Here is a 20,190-nt window from a genome sequence, read left to right as displayed (position 1 = left end):
ATGGGTGAGGCATTGGCGATCGACGCGGAGGTCTATCGGCGTCTGGGCGCATGGCATGGTGAGCTGACAGCTTTGCGTCGTGAGTTGCATGCGATGCCGGAGCTTGGCTTTCAGGAGCACAAGACGTCCGCACGGATCGAGCAGGCGCTGCGTGTGATCGGTGTCGATGAAGTGCACGTCGGGATCGGTCGCACCGGCCTGGTCGCCTTGATCCATGGCCGCCGGCGCTCCAGCGGCCGGCTGCTCGGGCTGCGGGCCGATATCGACGCACTGCCACTGCAGGAAGCCAGCGACTTGCCCTGGCGTTCGGCCACGCCGGGACGCATGCACGCCTGCGGCCATGATGGCCACACGGCCATGCTGCTTGGCGCGGCGCGCTATCTGGCCGAGACGCGCAATTTCGACGGCAGCGCCGTGCTCATCTTCCAGCCCGGGGAGGAGGGTTATGCCGGCGCGCGCGAGATGATTGCCGACGGCTTGTTCGAGCGCTTTCCGGTCGAGTCGGTCTACGCGATGCACAACTGGCCGCATCTGCCTGCCGGCACCATCGGGCTCAACGAGGGCGCGATGATGGCGGCCTCGGACAAGGTCGAAATCGTCATACGCGGTCGCGGTGGGCATGGTGCGCATCCACATCTGAGCGTTGATCCGGTGCTGGTGGCGGCCCACATCATCACGGCGGTACAAAGCCTGGTCTCGCGCAATGTGGCGCCGATCGATCAGGCGGTCGTCAGCCTGTGCGCGATGCAGGCTGGCGATCTGAATGCCTTCAGTGTGATTCCCGATGAAGCCCGCTTGATCGGCACGGTGCGCAGCTTCAAGCCCGAGGTGCAGCAACTGATCGAGCAGCGGTTGGAGGCGCTGGTGCAAGGCGTCGCGTCCGGCTTTGGGGCCGAAGCCCGGGTCGACTATCAGCGCAGCTATCCAGCGACGATCAACTCCGCCGCCGAGGCGCGGTTTGCGATGCAGGTCGCCGAATCGCTGGTCGGGCCAGACCGGCTGATCCGTGATCTGCCGCCCAGCATGGGCTCAGAGGATTTCTCCTATATGTTGCAGGTCAAGCCAGGCGCCTATCTGCGGCTGGGGCAGCGCAGCGAGCGCTGCCAGGCTGGCTTGCATAACCCACATTACGACTTCAACGACGATGTGCTGCCGCTGGGCGCCGCGCTGTTCGCCTCGCTGATTGAACAAGGCCTGCCGCTGGCTGCCCCCGAACCATCCATCGCTACGCCATGACCGATCCTCAAACCGCCGCGGCCGCGCCGCGCCCCTCATGGCTCAGCCGCTGGCTGGACAGCGATGTCTGGTACTCCTTCAGGCGCTCGCCGGTCGCCATCGTCGCTGCGCTGATCGCACTGAGCTGCTTGATCTGTGCAGTCTTTGCCGAGCGATTGGCGCCGCACAACCCCTTTGACTTGGCCACGCTGGATCTGATGGACGCGCGGCTGCCGCCCAGCTGGATAGATGGCGGCTCGGGCAAGTACCTGCTTGGCACCGATGACCAGGGGCGCGATCTGTTGTCGGCGCTGTTCTATGGCGCGCGAATTTCCTTGTTCGTCGGCTTGGCCTCGGTGCTGCTGTCGATGCTGATCGGTGTGACCCTGGGCCTGCTGGCCGGCTTTGTTGGCGGGCGTGTCGACGGTTTCATCATGCGCATCTGCGATGTGATGCTGTCCTTCCCTTCGATTCTGGTGGCGCTGCTGATCGATGGCGTCGGGCGGGCCATGTTTCCGAATGCGCACGAGTCGCTCGCCTTTCTGGTGCTGATCCTGGCGATCTCGCTGACCGGTTGGGTGCAGTACGCGCGCACGGTGCGGGGCTCAACCCTGGTTGAACGCAACAAGGAATATGTGCAGGCGGCGCGGGTGATCGGTGTCGCGCCGGTGCGCATCATGCGCAAGCATGTGCTGCCCAATGTGTTGGGGCCGGTGCTGGTGCTGGCGACGATTCAGGTCGCTTCGGCCATCATCACCGAGGCCACGCTGTCCTTTCTTGGCGTGGGTGTGCCGCCGACCAGTCCCTCGCTGGGTACGCTGATCCGCGTGGGCAATGATTTCCTTTTCTCTGGCGAGTGGTGGATCACCATCTGGCCGGGCCTGATGCTGGTGCTGATTGCACTGAGCGTGAACCTGCTGGGCGACTGGTTGCGCGATGCGCTCAACCCGCGCCTGCGCTGACCCTCTTTGCTAGCGAGCCGCATGAGCGCATCCTTGCTTGAAGTTCGCCACCTGTGCGTGGAGTTCCCCACCCGTCGCGGCACGCTACGCGCGCTGGACGATGTGTCGTTCTCGATCGAGCCGGGCGAGATCCTCGGCGTTGTTGGTGAATCGGGTGCTGGCAAGTCGCTGACCGGTGCCGCCATCATCGGCCTGTTGGAACCACCCGGGCGCATTGCCTCCGGCGAGATCCTGCTTGAGGGCCGGCGTATCGACGATCTGCCCTATGAGCAGATGCGCCGCCTGCGCGGGCGCAGCATCGGGGCGATCTTCCAGGATCCGCTGACCTCCCTGAATCCGCTGTACACCGTCGGCCGGCAACTGATTGAGACCATCATGACCCATCTGCCGCTGAATGCGGCCGAAGCCAGGGCGCGAGCGATCGAGTTGCTGAAGAAGACGGGCATCCCGGCGCCGGAGTTGCGTATCGATCAGTACCCGCACCAGTTCTCCGGCGGCATGCGCCAACGGGTGGTGATTGCACTGGCGCTGGCGGCCGAGCCCAAACTGATCATTGCCGACGAGCCGACCACGGCGCTGGATGTGTCCATCCAGGCGCAGATCATTGCCCTGCTGCGCCAGGTCTGCAAGGAGCAGGGCGCCGCCGTGATGCTGGTGACACACGATATGGGCGTGATTGCCGAGACATGCGATCGCGTGGCGGTGATGTATGCCGGCCGCGTGGTGGAGATCGGTCCGGTGCAGCAAGTGATCCACCGCCCCGCCCATCCGTACACGATAGGCCTGATGGGTTCGATCCCGGCGATGGATGGGCAGGCCGAGCGTTTGACGCAGATTGACGGTGCGATGCCGCGCCTGAATGCCATTCCTCCGGGCTGCAGCTATCACCCGCGCTGCCCGCAGGCGCTGCCGCGCTGCCGCAACGAGCGGCCCGAGCTGATGGCGGCCGCAGCGACCCAGGCGGCCTGCTGGTTGGTCAATCAGGAGCAGCGTGCATGAGCGGCAGCTTTGTCGAGGTCAAGGACCTGAGCAAGCGCTTCGACGTTTCGGCGCCCTGGTTGAACCGGGTGCTGGAGCGCCGGCCGCGGCAGTTTGTTCATGCGGTAGATGGCGTCAGCTTCTCGATCGAGCGCGGCAAGACGCTGGCCCTGGTCGGCGAATCGGGTTGTGGCAAGAGCACGGTGGCAAGGTTGCTGGTGGGCCTTTACGGCGCCAGTGAGGGTCAGGTCTTGCTCGAGGGGCAGGACTGTGCGGCCGGCTGGGCCGGCCCGCAGGCCGCGGCACTGCGGCGGCGCATGCAGATGATTTTTCAGGATCCCTATGCCTCGCTGAATCCGCGCTGGAAGGTGCTCGACATCGTCGGCGAACCCTTGCGTGAACACGGGCTGGTGCGAGGCGGCGCTGAATTGACCCAGCGGGTCGGCGAGTTGTTGCGCTCGGTTGGCCTGGCTGCCGCCGATGGCGAGAAATATCCCCACCAGTTCTCCGGCGGGCAAAGGCAGCGGATTTCGATCGCCCGGGCGCTGGCGACGCAGCCGGAGTTCCTGATCTGCGACGAGCCGACTTCTGCCTTGGATGTTTCGGTGCAAGCCCAGGTCTTGAACCTGATGAAGGATCTGCAGCGCGAACGCGGCCTGACCTATCTGTTCATCTCCCACAACCTGGCCGTGGTGCGCCATGTGGCGGACCAGGTGGGCGTCATGTATCTGGGTCGCATTGTTGAGCTGGCCGACAAGGCCGAGCTCTTCAGCGCGCCGCGCCATCCCTACACGCGGATGTTGCTGGATGCGATTCCGGACATCCACATGACGGGCCGCGCCCGGACGCCGGTGCAGGGTGAGGTGCCGAACCCGCTGAATCCGCCCAGCGGCTGCAGCTTTCACCCGCGCTGCCCGCTGGCCAACGAGCGCTGCAGCCGCGAGCGCCCATCACTGCAGGCCTTCAAGGGCATACAGGTGGCCTGCCACGCGGTCAGCGAGGGGCGCAGCTGAGCTGCTGCCCGACGGGATCAGCGAGGAGCGCTGGCGGGTGCGGCAGCCGGGGCGACAGCGGCCGGCTTGGGCAGCACCAAGGGCCCCTTTTGACCGCAGCCGGCAAGCAAGGCGCCGCCCAGCAGCAGTGGCGCCAGCCGCTGTGCCCATGACCCTGCGCGCGCTACGGTCAGACGCGAGGAACCTACACTCAGGTTTTGTGTTTTCATTCCTGCGAGTTTATCGGCCATGACCGCCACGCCTGTTGCCTGCCCTGACGCCACGCCCTTGTCGGACGCCGATTACCAACGGTTGAGCCGGGCGATGCTGGACCATATCGAGGCCACGCTGGATGCCTGGCTCGATCAGGATCTGGTCGATATCGACAGCCACCGCACCGGCGGCCTGCTGGAGCTGAGTCTGCCGGACCGCAGCAAGATTGTCCTCAACACCCAGCCGCCGCTGCAGGAGTTGTGGCTGGCCGCCAAGGCTGGTGGCTACCACTTCCGCTATGTGGACGGCCTGTGGCGCGATACCAAGACCGGTGTCGAATTCCTCACTGAGCTGTCAGCACAGTTGACGGCGCAGGCCCGCCAGAACCTGCAACTGCCGCCTTTGGCGCTCGCTGCTTCCTGAGGCCGGCTCACGGCGCGCTCAGCGCTTGAACAGGTCGAGGATGGATTTCTTTTCTTCCTCGGTGCCGCTGCGAGGCACGCCGCTGTCGTCATTGCTCAGCGCACGGACGCCGGCCGTGCCGGCATATTCGTCGTAGTACCACTCGCCATTGGCCTGCATCACGCCTTCGGGGGCGCTGGGTTCGCTGACGGGCACATTGCGCAAGGCGGTTGTCATGTACTCGATCCAGACCGGCAGCGACAGGCCGCCGCCGGTTTCGCGGTCGCCGAGCTTGCGCGGCTGGTCGTAGCCGATCCAGACCACGGCTACGACTTCGTGCTGGTAGCCGGCGAACCAGGCGTCCATCGAATCGTTGGTGGTGCCCGTCTTGCCATAGATATCGGGGCGCTTCAGCTGGGCCTGAGCCTTGGCGGCCGTACCGCTGCGCGTGACCTCCTGCAGCAGGCTGGTCATCATGAAGGCGTTGCGAGCCTCAATGGCGCGGGCCGATTCATCGAGTGCCTGTGGCGGCGCCTCATAGAGCAGCTTGCCCTTGTGGTCGGTCAGCTTGGCAATCAGCTGCGGCGCAATCCGATAACCGCCATTGGCAAAGACCGCATAGCCCTGCGCCATCTGCATCGGCGTGACCGATCCAGCGCCCAGAGCCATGGTCAGATAGGCCGGATGCTTGTCGGCCTCAAAACCGAAGCGGGTGATCCAGTCTTGGGCGTAGTGCACGCCAATCGACTGCAGCACGCGGATCGAGACCATGTTCTTGGACTTGGCCAGCGCGCGGCGCAAGGGCAGTGGGCCATCGAAGGTGCCGTCGTAGTTCTTCGGTTCCCAGGGCTGGCTGCCCGTTGTGGTGGCGTCAAAGAACAGCGGCGCGTCATTCACCACGGTGCTGGGCGTGAAGCCTTTTTCAAGCGCGGCCGAGTAGATGAAGGGCTTGAAACTGGAGCCAGGCTGACGCCAGGCCTGGGTGACGTGGTTGAACTTGTTCTTGGCGTAGTCAAAGCCGCCGACCATGGCGCGGATGCGACCGTCGCGCGGATCCATCGCGATAAAGGCGCCTTCGACCTCGGGCAGTTGCGTGACGGACCACTCGCCTTTGGCGCCCTTGATCACGCGAATCACCGCCCCGCGCCGGATGCGCGTCTTCGGATTGCCGCGCTCAGACAGGCCCGAGGTAGCGGGCTTCAGCCCTTCGCCGCTGATGCTGATGGCCTCACCGCTTTGCAGCACCGCCTGCACCTTCTTCGGATCGGCCTCGAGCACGACGGCGGCCAGCAACTCGTCGTTGGCCGGGTGATCGCCCAGTGCTTCGGCGATGCGGCTGTCCACCTCCTTGGGGTCGGCCGGCAGGTCAACATAGGCCTCGGGGCCGCGATAGACCTGGCGCCGCTCGAAATCCATGATGCCTCGACGCAGGGCCCGGTAGGCGGTGTTTTGCTCTTCTGACTTGAGCGTCAGGTAGACGTCCAAGCCGCGGCTGTAGGCCTCATCACCATACTGATTGAAGATCAGCTGCCGGGCGGCTTCGGCCACGAACTCTGCATGTGAACTCGACTCCGCGACTTGCCGGTAGCGCAGCACCTCGGCCTTGGCCGCGGCGTGCTGGGCCTCGTTGATATAGCCGTTCTCCAGCATCCGGTCGATGATGTAGCGCTGGCGCACCGTGGCGCGGCGCGGGTTGTTGATTGGGTTGTAGGCCGATGGTGCCTTGGGCAGGCCGGCCAACATGGCGGCCTCGGCCACGCTGATGTCCTTCAGCGGCTTGCCAAAATAGACCTCGCTGGCAGCGGCAAAGCCGTAGGACTTGTGCCCCAGAAAGATCTGGTTCATATAGATCTCGAGAATCTTTTCCTTGCTCAGCGCATGTTCGATCTTCAGCGACAGCAGGATTTCGTAGATCTTGCGCGTCAGTGTCTTCTCGGTCGAGAGATAGAAATTGCGCGCGACCTGCATGGTGATCGTTGACGCACCCTGGCTGCGCGCTTCGCCAACGTTGGCGAGGCCGGCCCGGACGATGCCCAGGTAATCGACGCCGCCATGTTGGTAGAAACGAGCATCTTCGATGGCCAGCACCGCATCCTGCATGACCTTGGGAATCTTGCCGATGGGCAGATAGTTGCGCCGTTCCTCACCGAATTCGCCAAGCAACACGCCGTCGCTCGACAGGACGCGCAGGGGCAGCTTGGGGCGATAGTCTGTCAGCCCGGAGATGTCAGGCAGATTCGGGTAGGCCACAGCCAGCGCCAGGCCCGCCAGCAGGGCACCTGCTCCCGCCAAGCCGGCCAGCAGGCTGAAGACCAATAGCAGTCCGCGACCGAGACGGCTGCTGCCTCGCCGCTCTGCGCCATCGGCGGTATTCGACTCTTGCGACTTCGCAGACTTTTTCGCGGCTTGGCTCATGAGGTTCCAGTCAGTGCGGCGCATTATAGAAAGCGCATCTGTTGCAGATCGGTAAGTCAGCTGCTGCACATTTTTGGGGCAGGGAATTCCCTGGAGGCCCGTTTTTCAAGGCTTTGTCGGCACTCGACGCGTGTATGTTTCGCAACGTGGTGTTACCTTCTGCTGGCGTGAAAGGTTGGGCCGTCAAAGGCTTTGCTGCTAGCATTCAAGTAACTTATTAACAGTCCGGCGCACGAGCGCGCGCGTTGGGAGATCGCGTCATGGGAATACTTGACGTACTGCTGGGTCGCAAGCATCCACCCGTGATCGGCTTGGACATCAGCTCATCGAGTGTCAAGTTGGTCGAGTTGAGTCAGAGCAAAAGTGGCGATCTGGTGCTTGAGCGCTTCGCCATGGAATCGTTCGAGCGCGGCTGGATTGCTGACGGTCAGATCGAAAAATTCGACGAGGTCGCTGATGCGGTGCGGCGTGTCGTCGCTCGCAGCGGCACCAAGACCCGCGATGCGGTGCTGGCCATGCCTCAATCGGCTGTGATTACCAAAAAAATCATGCTGCCAGCCGGCTTGCGTGAAGAGGAATTGGAAATCCAGGTCGAGGCCGAAGCCAATCAATACATCCCATTCTCGTTGGATGAGGTGAGTCTGGATTTCTGCGTCATTGGGCCGAGTCCGACTTCGGTCGGCGACGTTGAGGTGTTGATTGCCGCCTCACGCAAGGACAAGGTCCAGGATCGCCAGGGTTTGGCTGAGGCAGCAGGCTTGCGGCCGGTGGTGCTCGATATCGAGTCCCACGCTTCTCGGCTTGCCGTGGGCCGCCTGGTTTCAAATCTGCCGGGTGGCGGCAAGGACGCCTTGGTGGCTTTGTTTGAAATCGGTGCCGATACCACCAGTCTCAAGGTGCTGCGCGATGACGAAATGCTGTATGACCGTGATCAGGCCTTTGGTGGCTCGCAACTGACACAGCTGATTTCACGGCAGTACGGATTCTCTTTTGAAGAGGCTGAACAAAAGAAACTCAGCAACGATCTTCCTGAGGATTTCGAAACCGCTGTGCTGCAGCCCTTTGTTGACAGCCTCTCGCAGGAAATCGGCCGCGCGCTGCAGTACTTCTTTACCAGCACGCCGCACCACAAAGTGCATTACGTGATGATCGCCGGCGGCACTGCAACCTTGCCTGGCCTCAAGGACCGCGTGACCGAACTCACGGGGTTTGCCTGCATGGTGGTCAATCCCTTTGAAAACATGGCGCTCGGCTCCTCGGTGCGCGAAGTTCGCTTGCAGCGCGAGGCTCCCGCTTATCTGACCGCCTGCGGTCTGGCGATGCGGAGGTTCTTCCAGTGATTCTGATCAATCTGCTTCCCTACCGGGAAGAGAAGCGCAAGCGTCGCAAGACGGCGTTTTTTGCCGGGCTGGCGCTGTCTGCCCTGGTGGGGGCACTGGTTGTGGCGGCGGTGATGCTCGTGCTGCAGCAACTGACTGCGCAACAGGCCGTCCGCAATCAGTACCTCAGCAATGAAATCACGCGCCTGGAAGGCCAGATCAAGGACATTGCTAATCTCAAGGCTGAGATCGAATCGCTGAAATCCCGGCAAAGCAAGGTTGAGGATTTGCAGGCTGATCGCAATACGCCCGTGCATTTGCTCAATGAATTGGCCAAGCTGGTTCCTGAGGGCGTGTATCTCACTAGCATCAAGCAAGCCGACAAGGTCATCACGCTCACTGGTCTGGCTCAGACCAACGAGCGCGTGTCCGAGTTCATGCGCAATACGACGCGCAGCTCCGAGTGGCTGGACAAGCCCGAACTGCTGGAAGTGAGGCTGGCCAATGTGGCTGCCAATACCCGTGACCAGAAACGCTTGTTTGACTTCTCGATGAAGGTGCTGATCAAGACGCCGCAGGCCGAGCCTGCTCCGGGCACTCCGGGCCAGAAGAAGGGCTGAAGACAAGCATGGCGACCAAGTCGAAATCGTTGAACTTTGATGTCAACGCCTGGTTCGAGGACATCTCTGACCAGTTTCGCGACCTCAATCCGAATGAACCCGGTCAATGGCCCGCAGCACCGAAGGCGGCCGCCTTTTCGCTCGTGACCATTGTCGTGATGGTGCTGGGCTGGGTGTTGGTGCTCTCCGACGTCCAGACAGCACTGGATGCTGAAAAGGATAAAGAGCCCAAACTGCGCCAGGACTACAGCGCAAAGCTCTCGCAGGCGGTCAATCTGCCCGAGCTACGCAAGCAAAAGAGTCAGGTCGAGGAGTACGTGACCCAGCTCGAGAAGCAGCTTCCCGGCAAGGCCGAGATGGACGCGATGCTGTCAGATATCAACCAGGCTGGCGTTGGCCGTGGCCTGCAGTTCGAGCTGTTTCGCCCCGGTCAAGTGGTGCTGAAAGACTTTTATGCCGAGCTGCCCTTCTCGCTGAGGGTGTCTGGGCGCTATCACGATATCGGTGCGTTCACCGCTGACATCTCCAATCTCTCGCGCATCGTGACCCTGCACAACCTGAGCATCGTTGCACCAACTGGCAAGGACGTCGCTTCTGGGACCCTGGCGATGGAGGCGACGGCTCGCACCTATCGTTACCTCGATACGGGCGAGGTCGAGGAACAGAAGAAGAGTGCCCGTGCCGCGGGAGCGAAGAAATGAAGGCTGTATTCTGGCGCTCGGTGCGCGCGCTGGCGGCGATTTCTGTCGTGGCGTCTATGAGCGGCTGCGCAGAAGACGTTGACGAACAGCGTCAATGGATGGAGCAGCAGCGGCGAACCGCGAGAGCGACGGTGAAGCCGCTCTTGCCGCCGAAGAAGTTCCTGCCGCAGCCCTATGAGAGTGCCGGCACTGTTGATCCCTTCAGTACGCAAAAGCTGAGCGTGGCGATCAAGCAAGAAGCCACTCAGCCGAATTCCTTGCTGGCCGCCGAGATGAGCCGACGACGCGAGCCGCTCGAAGCCTATCCGCTGGACAGCATGAGCATGGTGGGCAGTCTGAACCGGCAGAACCGGCTTTATGCCCTGCTGAAGGTGGACAAGCTGCTGTTCCAGGTCAAGGCGGGCGACTACATCGGCCAGAACTTCGGCCGGGTGGTGAAGATCTCAGAGACGGAAATCAATTTGCGAGAAGTCGTCCAGGATGCTGCTGGCGAATGGGTGGAGCGCACCAGCACACTCCAACTTCAGGAGACGGGACGATGAGTATTTGCCAGGAGACGCAGAACATGAGGATGACGCGCAGTCTAGGTTTGGGGCTGTGCCTGGCTCTGGGCCTGTCCATGCAGGCGTGGGCGGAGAACGCCATTCGTGCCATCAACAGCGTGCAGCAGGCCGGTACCGAGCTGATCCGCATCGAGCTATCCGAAAGCTTGAGCGAACTGCCTCGCGGCTTCACGGTGCAAAGCCCGCCGCGCATCGCCATTGATCTGCCCGGCATCGTCAACGGCATGGGGCGTTCGGCTGTCGACATCAACCAGGGCAATCTACGTTCCGCTGTCGTGGCGCAGGCAGGTGAACGAACCCGTGTCGTCCTCAATCTCCGTCAGGCCTCGGGATACAAGGCTCGCCTGGAGGATAAGGCGCTGGTCATTATTCTCGACGCTGCTCAGTCGGCTGCCACGACGGCCAGCAGTGGTGACGCAGTGCATTTCGCGGCCAGCCTAAACAATGCGCCACAGGCCCTGCGGGATATCGATTTTCGTCGTGGACAGGATGGTGCCGGTCGGGTGGTGGTCAATCTGCCCAGCAACCAGGTTGGCGTCGATATCCAGCAGGTTGGCCAGAATCTGGTCGTCGAGTTCCTGCGCTCCAGTGTTCCTGACAGCCTGAAGCGTCGCCTCGATGTGACAGACTTCGGCAGCCCGGTGCAAACGGTGACGACGACGCAGAACGGCGACAAGGTGCGCATGGTGATCGAGCCCAAGGGCTCGTGGGAACACAGCGCCTACCAAAGCGACAACCAGTTCGTGCTTGAAGTCAGGCCGCAAAAGGTGGACCCTAACAAGCTGGTGGCTGGCCCCGGATTTGCGGGTGACAAGCTTTCCCTGAACTTCCAGAACATTGAAGTTCGCGCGTTGCTGCAGGTGATTGCCGACTTCACCAACTTCAACGTCGTGACCAGCGATTCGGTCACCGGCAGTGTGACGCTGCGCCTGAAGGATGTCCCTTGGGATCAAGCGCTGGACATCATCATGCAGGCCAAGGGGCTCGGACTGCGCAAGTCCGGGAATGTGCTGTGGATCGCGCCCAAGGATGAGCTCTCAGCCAAGGAAAAGGTTGATCTGGAAGCCAAGGCTCAGATCGCTCAGTTGGAGCCACTGCGTACGCAGTCGATTCAGTTGAACTACACCAAGGCGGAGGAAGTCGCCAAGGGCTTGACCGGGCAATCCTCGGGGCAGAGCGGCGGCGGTAGCAATGCCACGCGCATTCTGTCCTCGCGCGGCAGTGTCATCTTTGAAAGCCGGACCAACCAACTGTTCCTAACCGACATTCCCTCCAAGCTGGAAGAGATCATGTCGATGATCGCCAAGATAGACGTGCCGGTTCGGCAGGTTTTGATCGAGGCTCGCATCGTCGAAGCGGACGACAAGTTCGGCCGCGCCCTGGGTGTCAAACTGGGCGCTTCAGATGTGCGCGGCCTGAATGGTGGTGTGCCTGGCTACAACGTCGGTGGCAGCAACTACGTAACGATTGGCGGCAACTACACCGCTGTTGGCTCGCAGACGCTTCAGGCGCCCAAATCGGACTACGCCAACACGCAGTTCATCAATCTGCCCGCATCCAGCGTGCAGGGCACCTTGCCAGCGACTTTTGCCTTGTCCTTGTTCAATGCGACGGCCAATCGCTTTTTGAATCTGGAACTGTCAGCGCTGGAAGCCGATGGCAAGGGCAAGATTGTTTCCAGTCCACGTGTCATCACAGCGGATCAGGTCAAGGCGCTGATTGAACAAGGCGAAGAAATTCCCTATCAGACCGCGACCTCAAGCGGTGCAACGGCCGTTACTTTCAAGAAGGCGAACTTAAAGCTGGAAGTGACGCCCCAGATCACGCCTGAGGGGAACGTGATTCTTGAAGTTGACGTCAACAAGGACAGCCGCGGTGACCTGACACCACAGGGCTATGCAATCAACAACAAGCATGTCAAGACACAGGTGCTTGTTGAGAACGGCGGCACGGTTGTGATTGGGGGCATCTTCACCATTGAAGAGCGCGATGATGTGCGCAAGGTGCCTTTGCTCGGCGATGTGCCGATTGTCGGCAACCTGTTCCGCAACAATGCGCGTCTGAGCAACAAAACGGAATTGCTGATCTTCATCACGCCCAAGGTCGTGAGTGACCGGGTGACGGTCCGCTAAGCTGAGTAGGCAGATGGCTGTGACAGTCATCGTGCAAGGAGAGAAATGAAATGAAGACGATATTGCAAGCCGGCGGACGGTGGTTGCTTGCCTGTGGCGCATCACTGTCACTGCTGCTGAGCGCCTGTGGGGGCGGGGGGAGTGCAGGCACGCCAGTGTTGGGCGGTGGCGGCGGAACAACGCCGAGCACTTTGACTGACCTGGCGATCGTCGCTGACAAGACGAGTATTCCGAATACGGGTTCTGATGTCGTCAACTTGACGATCACAGCACTCGCACAGGGAAACGCTGCGCTCATCGGTACGGAAGTGCCGGTGACCGTAGAGGTCGACGCGGGCGCCATCGTCATTCCGGCGGCCAAGACCACTGACAAAGCCAGCGGTCAGTTGCTGGCGAAAGTGTCGCTGGTTGACCGTACCAGCCGTACCATCAATGTGACGGCGACCTCGGGTTCGATCTCGAAGAAGTTCAGCTTCAACGTTGTTGATGCAGTGAACGGTAGCAAGGTCGCTGACCTGGCCGTGGTGCTGTCCAAAGCCACGATGGCCAACAATGGTTCAGAGCAGTTGACTGCGACAGTGACCTCACTTGATGCCAATCGGTCGGCGATTGGCGGGGTACCTGTATCTCTGCGGATTGTTGACGTTGGTGATGCCTTTGTTCAGGCTGATGGTGGTGCAACTTCCACCGACGCGGCCTCGGGGCAGTTGAACGCCAAGGTCTCGCTCGGCAACAACCATACCAATCGCCGGGTTGCGCTGACGGTCAGTAGTGGAACAGTGACGCGCTCGGTGAGCTTCGATGTGGTGGACGCCGCAACTGGTTCGGTCGGCGTCGCCTCCGACCTGAGCCTGACATTGAACAAGCTGACCGTCGGGAATTCCGGTTTGGATACCGTCGATGTCGTAGTTACCGCCGTGGATGCCAACCGCAATGCCGCAGCCGGTGTCGAAGTGATCTTTGCGGTTGACAACAACGCCGTGCTGGTGCCATCTGCGAAGGCGACGGATGCCAAGGGCGAAATCAAGGCGACAGTGAGCATTGGTTCTGATCGCTCGAATCGCCTGGTCACCGTGACTGCCACCAGCAAGACACTGAAGCGCACAGCTGCGTTCTCAGTCAATGGGGCCAAGTTGCAGGCCACCTTGCAGCCTGGCACTTTGAATGCAGGTGATGCCGGCACGGTGGAATACACGCTGACCGACATCAACGGCAATCCGATGCCGAACTTTGCGATTACAGCTACCGGGCCATCCGGGCTTGGTGGTGCTGGCACCACCGATAGTTCGGGCAAGTGGGTGTACAGCTACGTCGCTGCAGGCAGCGGCCCGACCTCCATCATTGCGGCAGCAGGGGGGATCGGAGTTGCCAGTACCGTGCAGATCAATGCTGCGGTTCCGGTTGCAGTTGGCACGATCCAGTCCGCTACGTTTACTGCCACGCCCAACGTCGTCGCGGTGAATGCGCTTGGCAAGTCGGACAACCGTTCGGAGATGCGCCTCCTTTTCCGGGGGGCCAACAATGCGCCGGTGGCGAACGTGCGGGCACGTATTGGATTTGGCGCCAATGCAACTTCAACTGATGCCACCATCAGTTCGGGTGCCGACAAGATTGTCTACTCCGATCTGAATGGTGTGGCAGCGTTCAGCGTAGTGGCTGGGCAGCGTTCAAGCCCGACTCAACAACTCAAGGTCTTTGCTTGCTACCAAATCGACGATTCTGTCGAGCAGATTGCAAGCTGCCCTAGCAATAGGCTCTTGAGCGTCAGTTTGACTATCGTGGAGCAACCAGTCTCAGTCTCTATTGGCACGAATGGACTGATTGGCGAAGGCGCAACAGGCCTGACGTATACACAGGATTACACGGTACTGGTTGTTGATGCAGCCGGGAATCCGAAGTCGAATGTGCAGATCTCGCCGGTGATTGATCTCCTGCAATACCGCAAGGGCGACTGGTCTTTTGATACGGTGAACAAAATTTGGGTCCAATCCGTGCAGATCCGTTGCGCCAACGAAGACGCGTTGATTGGTGGTTATCGGAATGGAACTATTGAAGCAGGCGAAGATATCAATGGTTCCGGCCAGCTTGATCCTCGCAAGTCTGATGTATCGATCTATATGGTCGGTTCCACCAAGACTGACGCAAGTGGCTTGGCGACCGTGCGAATTGAATTCCTGAAGAGTGTCGCATCCTGGGTTGAGTTCTCGATTCAAGCGAGCGCGAGTGGCGTGATCAGCCCGCCGGCTTGGTTTGGGCGCATGCCCTTGGCCGGTGCGCCCAACACCTTGTTTGGGCCGGAACGGTGGCTGCCTGTGCCGCTGAGCGTCATCAAGTCCGAGGCGACACCGCCGTTTGCGTTGAGCCCCTACGGCATAAGCAATAGCTGCTCAAGTCCAAATTGAGTGTTGAGTTCAATTGAAAGTCGCTCTGGTCGGCATGCCCGGCGGAGGCAAGTCCAGTGTCGGGCGCGGCTTGGCGCGCCAGTTGGGTCTTGGCTTTGCTGACTCCGACAGCCTGATCGAGCAGCGTATCGGCGGCACGATCCGGCAGTTTTTCGACGAACATGGAGAAGACGCTTTCCGCAGCCTGGAACAGCAGGCCATCACCGATCTGCTGACGCAGCCCGGTGATGCGGTGATCGCCACCGGCGGGGGCGCTGTGCTCAGGCCGAGCAACCGGGCGGCACTGCGAGCAGGTGCAACCGTGGTCTATTTGCACTCGTCGCCAGAAGAGCTGTTCCGGAGGCTGCGCCACGACACTCAGCGGCCACTGCTTCAGGTGGCCGACCCTCTGCGCAAACTGCGGGAGCTCTATGCGCAACGCGACCCGGCTTACCGTCAATGTGCCCATTTCGTTCTCGAGACGGGCCGGCCGTCAGTGGCCTCGCTGGTAAACATGGTGGCGATGCAACTGGAACTGGCTGGTGTGATGGATGGCCGAAGCGGCCAGTCGGCACCGCTGAACACCGCCAACTAAAGCAGGTCGGCGCCTGCCGGTTGCTATGGTGCCAGGGTGTGTGCTGGAGCAGGCCTTAAACTGGCCAATGATGAATACATTGAGCCACACCTTGCCTTCCGTTGATGCCGTCCGAATCGCACTGGCCGAGCGTAGCTACGACATCCTGATCGGCGGCGGCCTATTGGATCGAGCCTGTAGCTGGACTGGCCTACCCAGGGCTGCCACCGCCCTGATCGTCAGCAACACAACCGTTGCCCCGCTGTATCTGGCGCGCGTCAAAGCACAGCTGCAGTTGCATTACAAGCAAGTTCTGCAGCTCGAGCTCGACGACGGCGAGGCATACAAAGACTGGGCCTCGCTGAACCGTATTGCCGACACGCTGCTGGCCGCTGCAGCTGATCGCAAGACAGTTTTGTTCGCGCTAGGCGGTGGCGTCGTTGGCGATATGACCGGCTTTGCCGCGGCGATTTATATGCGCGGTGTTCCCTTCGTGCAGATCCCGACTACCTTGCTCTCGCAAGTCGATTCTTCGGTCGGCGGCAAGACGGCCATCAATCATCCGCTGGGCAAGAACATGCTCGGGGCCTTCTATCAACCTGAACGGGTGATTGCCGATCTGGACACGCTGGACACCTTGCCGGCCCGCGAGCTGTCGGCGGGGCTGGCCGAGGTGATCAAGTACGGCCCGATTGCCGATGCATCGTTCCTCGACTGGTTGGAAGCGAATCTGCCAGCCTTGCTGGCGCGAGACAAGCAAGCACTGGCCTATGCCGTGCGCCGCAGCTGCGAGATCAAGGCCGCCGTTGTCGGTCAGGATGAGCGTGAGCAGGGGCTGCGGGCGATCCTGAACTTCGGCCACACCTTTGGCCACGCCATTGAAACGGGGCTGGGATACGGTGAATGGTTGCATGGCGAAGCCGTCGGTTGCGGCATGGTGCTGGCCAGCGATCTGTCGGTCCGGCTGGGCTTGATGCCTGGCAGTTTCCTGACGCGCATGACTCGGCTGATCCAGGCGGCCGGCCTGCCCGTGAAGGCGCCGGATCTGGGCACGTCGCGCTATCTGGAGCTGATGCGCATGGACAAGAAGTCGGAAGCGGGCGAGATCCGTTTCGTCGTCATCGAAGCCTTGGGCCGTGCCGGCATGCGCAGTGCCAGCGACGAGCTGGTTAACGAGGTTCTTCAGGCTCACCTGGCTTGATCCGAGCGGGAGCCGTGATGACGATCGCAGCACTTGCTCCCTACGCCAGCCATGCTGCCCGCAGCCGAGGGCGACGCCACGCCGAGGCCGACGCGCCAACGCGCAGCTGTTTTCAGCGTGACCGCGATCGCATCGTCCACAGTACGGCGTTTCGCCGCCTGGTCTACAAGACCCAGGTCTTTCTGAACCATGAGGGAGATCTGTTCCGGACCCGTTTGACGCACTCGCTGGAGGTTGCCCAGCTGGGGCGCTCGATTGGGCGCAGCCTGCGGCTGGATGAAGACCTGATCGAGACGATTGCGCTGGCGCACGATCTCGGCCATACACCGTTCGGTCATGCGGGACAGGATGTGCTGGACGAGTGCATGGCCGCTGACGGCGGCTTTGAACACAATCTGCAAAGCCTGCGGGTGGTCGATCAGCTGGAGCAGCGCTATCCGGCTTTTGATGGCCTGAATCTCTGCTACGAAAGCCGTGAGGGCATCCTCAAGCACTGTGCGCGCAGCAAGGCCGAGCAGCTTGAAGCGCAGGAGCCGCAGGGTGTCGCCTACCGTTTCCTGCATGGGTTTCAACCCAGCCTGGAGGCGCAACTCTGCAATCTGGCCGACGAGGTGGCCTACAACGCTCACGATATCGACGACGGCGTGCGCTCCGGTTTGCTTGAGCTGGAGCAGTTGCGCGAGGTGCCACTGGTCGACCGCTATCTGCGCGAAACCCTGTCGGCCTACCCGCAGCTGCAGGGCAAGCGCCTGTTGTTTGAGACGATACGGCGCATGCTGTCTCAGCAGGTCTACGACATCGTCGATGCCAGCTCCGCTGCCATCGAGGCCGCCGCGCCGGCGGATGAGCATGCCGTACGCCAGGCGCCGCCCTTGATCCGCTTCAGCAGCGAGATGCGTCGCGAGAGCAGTGCACTGAAGAAGTTTCTCTTTGCCAAGCTGTACCGCCATCCGCAAGTCCAGGCGCAGCGGCAGAAGGCCGAGCAGGTCTTGCGCGAGCTGTTCTCGATCTACCGGGCTGATCCTGGCTTGCTGCCCGATGGGGGCGATGGCTCGCGTTCCCATGCCCGCGCCTGTGCGGACTACATCGCCGGCATGACGGATCGTTTTGCGCTGAAAGAGCACGAGCGACTGACGGGTCGACGCCTGTTCGACTAGCGCAGCGCTCGGGAGGGCGCATAAGCTGGACTTGCGGCCCACCAACGCAAGTGTGGCCAGCATCAAACTGTTGCCTGATAATAAATGGGGTCAGACTCAACTGGATTCCATGATGGCCCGACTTGCCCGCTTGGCGCTGCCCGAACAGCCTCATTACCTGCTGCTGCGCGGTCACAACCGGCAGGCCATCGTCAGTGACGACAGAGACAGGGAGCAGTTGCTGGCCTGCCTGCATGACTGTGCAGCCACGCAGAAACTGGCCATGCACGCCTACGCGCTGTGTAGTTCCGAGTTGCATCTGCTGCTCACGCCGCCGCAGGCTGTGGCGATCAGCCGGGCCATGCAATCTTTCGGGCGACGCTACGTCGCCTGGTTCAACAAGCGCCATGGTCGCAGCGGAACCTTGTGGGATGGTCGATTCCGCTGCGCGCCCTTGGAAGCCGAGCGGCATCTGCTGGCCGCCATGCGCTGCATCGACAGCCAGCCTCTTGCCGCTGGCGAAGCGCTGCAGGCGGGTGATTCGCCCTGGTCCAGCTGTGCCCACCACCTGGGACGCCGACGCGATCCCCTGGTCTATGACCATCCGCAATACTGGGCCTTGGGTAACACCCCGTTCGAGCGCGAACTGGCCTACAGCCGCTTGCTGGACGAGGGCTGTAGCGAGGCCGAGCGGAGCATCTTCATGGCCGCCGTGCAGCGCGGCTTGCCGCTGGGGGGTGATGCTTACCTCAGTGCGCTGGCTCAAGACAGGGATAGGCCGTTGCGGGCGCGACCGCGAGGCCGCCCACGCAAGACACTGGCTTGAATGTGCCTTTACTGTGTCCCTAATAAAAACTGATGTAACTCACTAAAACTTTAAATCACACTCTGACCCCATTTATTCTTGCTTGTTGCATTTGCTGCAGCGCAGTAATCTTCGCCGCATTGATGTTTTGCGCGGAGATAGGTGATGGCGACTTCCACAGGGCCCGACGCCCAAGAGATTCAAGCATTGGCCGAACAGGGCCTGTACCGGCCGGCCAATGAGAAGGACGCCTGCGGCCTTGGCTTCGTGGCCCATATCAAGGGCCAGAAGGCGCACAGCATCGTTCAGCAGGGCCTGAAAATCCTTGAGAACCTCGATCACCGCGGCGCCGTTGGCGCCGATGCGCTGATGGGCGATGGCGCCGGCATCCTGATCCAGATTCCGGACGAGTACTACCGCGAGGAAATGGCCAAGCAAGGCGTCGTGCTGCCACCCCCGGGCGAGTACGGCGTTGGCATGATCTTCCTGCCCAAGGAGCACGCCTCCCGCCTGGCCTGCGAGCAGGAGCTGGCACGCGCGATCAAGGCCGAGGGTCAGGTCTTGCTGGGCTGGCGTGATGTGCCGGTCGATGCCGAGCTGCCGATGTCGCCCACCGTACGCGAGAAAGAACCGATCATCCGGCAGATCTTCATCGGCCGCGGCACCGACATCATCGTGCCCGATGCACTGGAACGTAAGCTCTATGTGATCCGCAAGACGGCGTCCAGCGCCATCCAGGCGCTGAAGCTGACGCACAGCCGCGAGTACTACGTGCCCAGCATGAGCTGCCGCACGGTGATCTACAAGGGGCTGCTGCTGGCCGATCAGGTGGGCAAGTACTACAAGGACCTCGCTGATCCGCGCGTGGTCTCGGCAATCGCGCTGGTGCACCAACGCTTCTCGACCAACACCTTCCCCGAGTGGCCGCTGGCCCACCCCTACCGCATGGTCGCCCACAACGGCGAGATCAACACGGTCAAGGGCAATTTCAACTGGATGCGCGCTCGCGAAGGCGTGATGAAGTCGCCGGTGCTGGGCGAGGACCTGAAGAAGCTCTACCCGATCAGCTTCGAGCATCAATCCGACACGGCCACCTTCGACAACGCGATCGAACTGCTGACCATGTCCGGCTACCCGCTGGCCCATGCGGCGATGATGATGATCCCCGAGGCCTGGGAGCAGCATGAGCTGATGGACGAGCGCCGCCGCGCCTTCTACGAGTATCACGCGGCAATGATGGAGCCCTGGGACGGCCCGGCCGCGATGGTCTTCACCGATGGTCGCCAGGTCTGCGCGGCGCTGGATCGCAACGGCCTGCGCCCGGCGCGCTACTGCGTGACCGACGACGATCTGGTCGTGCTGGCGTCCGAGAGCGGCGTGCTGCCGATTCCCGAGAACAAGATCGTCAAGAAGTGGCGCCTGCAGCCGGGCAAGATGTTCCTGATCGATCTGGAGCAGGGCCGCATCGTTGACGATGAAGAGCTGAAGAACCAGTTCGCCAATGCGCGCCCGTACCGGCAGTGGATCGAGAACGTCCGCGTCAAGCTGGACGATATCGCCGTCGGTGCCGATGCCAAGCCG

18 protein-coding genes (1 of these 18 only partly in view) are annotated in these 20,190 nt (G+C 61.7%); 16 read left to right on the top strand and 2 right to left on the bottom strand.

The window, feature by feature from the left end:
* Genes RQP53_RS22945 through RQP53_RS22930 form a run of 4 tightly spaced genes read left to right on the top strand, consistent with a single transcriptional unit; the run spans position 1 to position 4,168 of the window.
* Positions 1 to 1,236: a M20 aminoacylase family protein gene (locus RQP53_RS22945; protein WP_315653048.1), complete on the top strand. Its 1,236-nt coding sequence runs from the start codon at positions 1 to 3 to the stop codon at positions 1,234 to 1,236.
* On the top strand, positions 1,233 to 2,177 hold the full coding sequence (locus RQP53_RS22940; RefSeq protein WP_315653047.1) for an ABC transporter permease: 945 nt from the start codon (positions 1,233 to 1,235) through the stop codon (positions 2,175 to 2,177). The genes RQP53_RS22945 and RQP53_RS22940 overlap by 4 nt, the downstream gene beginning before the upstream one ends.
* 21 nt (positions 2,178 to 2,198) lie before the next feature.
* Positions 2,199 to 3,176, top strand: coding sequence for an ABC transporter ATP-binding protein (locus RQP53_RS22935; protein WP_315653046.1), 978 nt, complete (start codon positions 2,199 to 2,201; stop codon positions 3,174 to 3,176).
* Positions 3,173 to 4,168 (top strand): ABC transporter ATP-binding protein, encoded by a 996-nt coding sequence (locus RQP53_RS22930; RefSeq protein WP_315653045.1) that lies wholly within the window; start codon positions 3,173 to 3,175, stop codon positions 4,166 to 4,168. Before RQP53_RS22935 ends, RQP53_RS22930 begins: the two co-directional genes overlap by 4 nt.
* 17 nt (positions 4,169 to 4,185) lie before the next feature.
* Here the strand turns inward: RQP53_RS22930 and lptM are convergent, their stop codons facing one another.
* Positions 4,186 to 4,377 carry an LPS translocon maturation chaperone LptM gene (gene lptM, locus RQP53_RS24705; RefSeq protein WP_350340396.1) on the bottom strand — a complete coding sequence of 64 codons (192 nt, stop codon included), beginning with the start codon at positions 4,375 to 4,377 and terminating at the stop codon, positions 4,186 to 4,188.
* A gap of 58 nt (positions 4,378 to 4,435) precedes the next feature.
* Here lptM and cyaY point away from each other — a divergent pair, with 58 nt between their 5' ends.
* Positions 4,436 to 4,783: an iron donor protein CyaY gene (gene cyaY, locus RQP53_RS22925; protein WP_315653122.1), complete on the top strand. Its 348-nt coding sequence runs from the start codon at positions 4,436 to 4,438 to the stop codon at positions 4,781 to 4,783.
* Between the two features lie 18 nt (positions 4,784 to 4,801).
* On the opposite strand, the gene RQP53_RS22920 is transcribed toward cyaY, so the two are convergent.
* On the bottom strand, positions 4,802 to 7,177 hold the full coding sequence (locus RQP53_RS22920) for a penicillin-binding protein 1A (RefSeq protein ID WP_315653043.1): 2,376 nt from the start codon (positions 7,175 to 7,177) through the stop codon (positions 4,802 to 4,804).
* 260 nt (positions 7,178 to 7,437) lie between these two features.
* Between RQP53_RS22920 and RQP53_RS22915 the strand changes: the two genes are divergently transcribed.
* The 11 genes from RQP53_RS22915 to RQP53_RS22865 all read left to right on the top strand — a co-directional run.
* A complete protein-coding gene (locus tag RQP53_RS22915; protein ID WP_315653041.1) occupies positions 7,438 to 8,517 on the top strand; it encodes a pilus assembly protein PilM in 1,080 nt (359 codons plus the stop codon).
* Positions 8,514 to 9,116: a PilN domain-containing protein gene (locus RQP53_RS22910; RefSeq protein WP_315653040.1), complete on the top strand. Its 603-nt coding sequence runs from the start codon at positions 8,514 to 8,516 to the stop codon at positions 9,114 to 9,116. Before RQP53_RS22915 ends, RQP53_RS22910 begins: the two co-directional genes overlap by 4 nt.
* Before the next feature lie 8 nt (positions 9,117 to 9,124).
* A complete protein-coding gene (locus RQP53_RS22905; RefSeq protein ID WP_315653039.1) occupies positions 9,125 to 9,817 on the top strand; it encodes a type IV pilus inner membrane component PilO in 693 nt (230 codons plus the stop codon).
* Positions 9,814 to 10,359, top strand: coding sequence for a pilus assembly protein PilP (locus RQP53_RS22900; RefSeq protein ID WP_315653038.1), 546 nt, complete (start codon positions 9,814 to 9,816; stop codon positions 10,357 to 10,359). Before RQP53_RS22905 ends, RQP53_RS22900 begins: the two co-directional genes overlap by 4 nt.
* The gene (locus RQP53_RS22895) at positions 10,356 to 12,512 is read left to right on the top strand and encodes a type IV pilus secretin PilQ (RefSeq protein ID WP_315653037.1); all 2,157 of its coding nucleotides are present in this window, start codon (positions 10,356 to 10,358) and stop codon (positions 12,510 to 12,512) included. The genes RQP53_RS22900 and RQP53_RS22895 overlap by 4 nt, the downstream gene beginning before the upstream one ends.
* Before the next feature lie 50 nt (positions 12,513 to 12,562).
* Positions 12,563 to 14,914, top strand: coding sequence for a hypothetical protein (locus tag RQP53_RS22890; protein ID WP_315653036.1), 2,352 nt, complete (start codon positions 12,563 to 12,565; stop codon positions 14,912 to 14,914).
* Between the two features lie 13 nt (positions 14,915 to 14,927).
* Positions 14,928 to 15,488: a shikimate kinase gene (locus RQP53_RS22885; protein WP_315653035.1), complete on the top strand. Its 561-nt coding sequence runs from the start codon at positions 14,928 to 14,930 to the stop codon at positions 15,486 to 15,488.
* Between the two features lie 70 nt (positions 15,489 to 15,558).
* Complete coding sequence (gene aroB / locus RQP53_RS22880) at positions 15,559 to 16,668, top strand: 3-dehydroquinate synthase (protein ID WP_315653034.1); 1,110 nt, start codon at positions 15,559 to 15,561, stop codon at positions 16,666 to 16,668.
* A gap of 17 nt (positions 16,669 to 16,685) precedes the next feature.
* The gene (locus tag RQP53_RS22875) at positions 16,686 to 17,825 is read left to right on the top strand and encodes a deoxyguanosinetriphosphate triphosphohydrolase (RefSeq protein WP_315653033.1); all 1,140 of its coding nucleotides are present in this window, start codon (positions 16,686 to 16,688) and stop codon (positions 17,823 to 17,825) included.
* Between the two features lie 112 nt (positions 17,826 to 17,937).
* On the top strand, positions 17,938 to 18,630 hold the full coding sequence (locus tag RQP53_RS22870) for a transposase (protein WP_315653032.1): 693 nt from the start codon (positions 17,938 to 17,940) through the stop codon (positions 18,628 to 18,630).
* Between the two features lie 144 nt (positions 18,631 to 18,774).
* On the top strand, positions 18,775 to 20,190 hold the 5' end (the start) of the coding sequence (locus RQP53_RS22865; protein WP_315653031.1) for a glutamate synthase-related protein. The gene runs 3,342 nt beyond the window's last position; only the first 1,416 of its 4,758 coding nucleotides appear in the window; its start codon is at positions 18,775 to 18,777; its stop codon lies off the right edge, out of view.

It is taken from the genome of Roseateles aquae, from assembly GCF_032337115.1.
Classification (GTDB): Bacteria; Pseudomonadota; Gammaproteobacteria; order Burkholderiales; family Burkholderiaceae_C; genus Roseateles_C; species Roseateles_C aquae.
The sequence above is the reverse complement of the archived record's forward strand: the minus strand, read 5'-3'. Positions and strand labels throughout refer to the sequence as shown.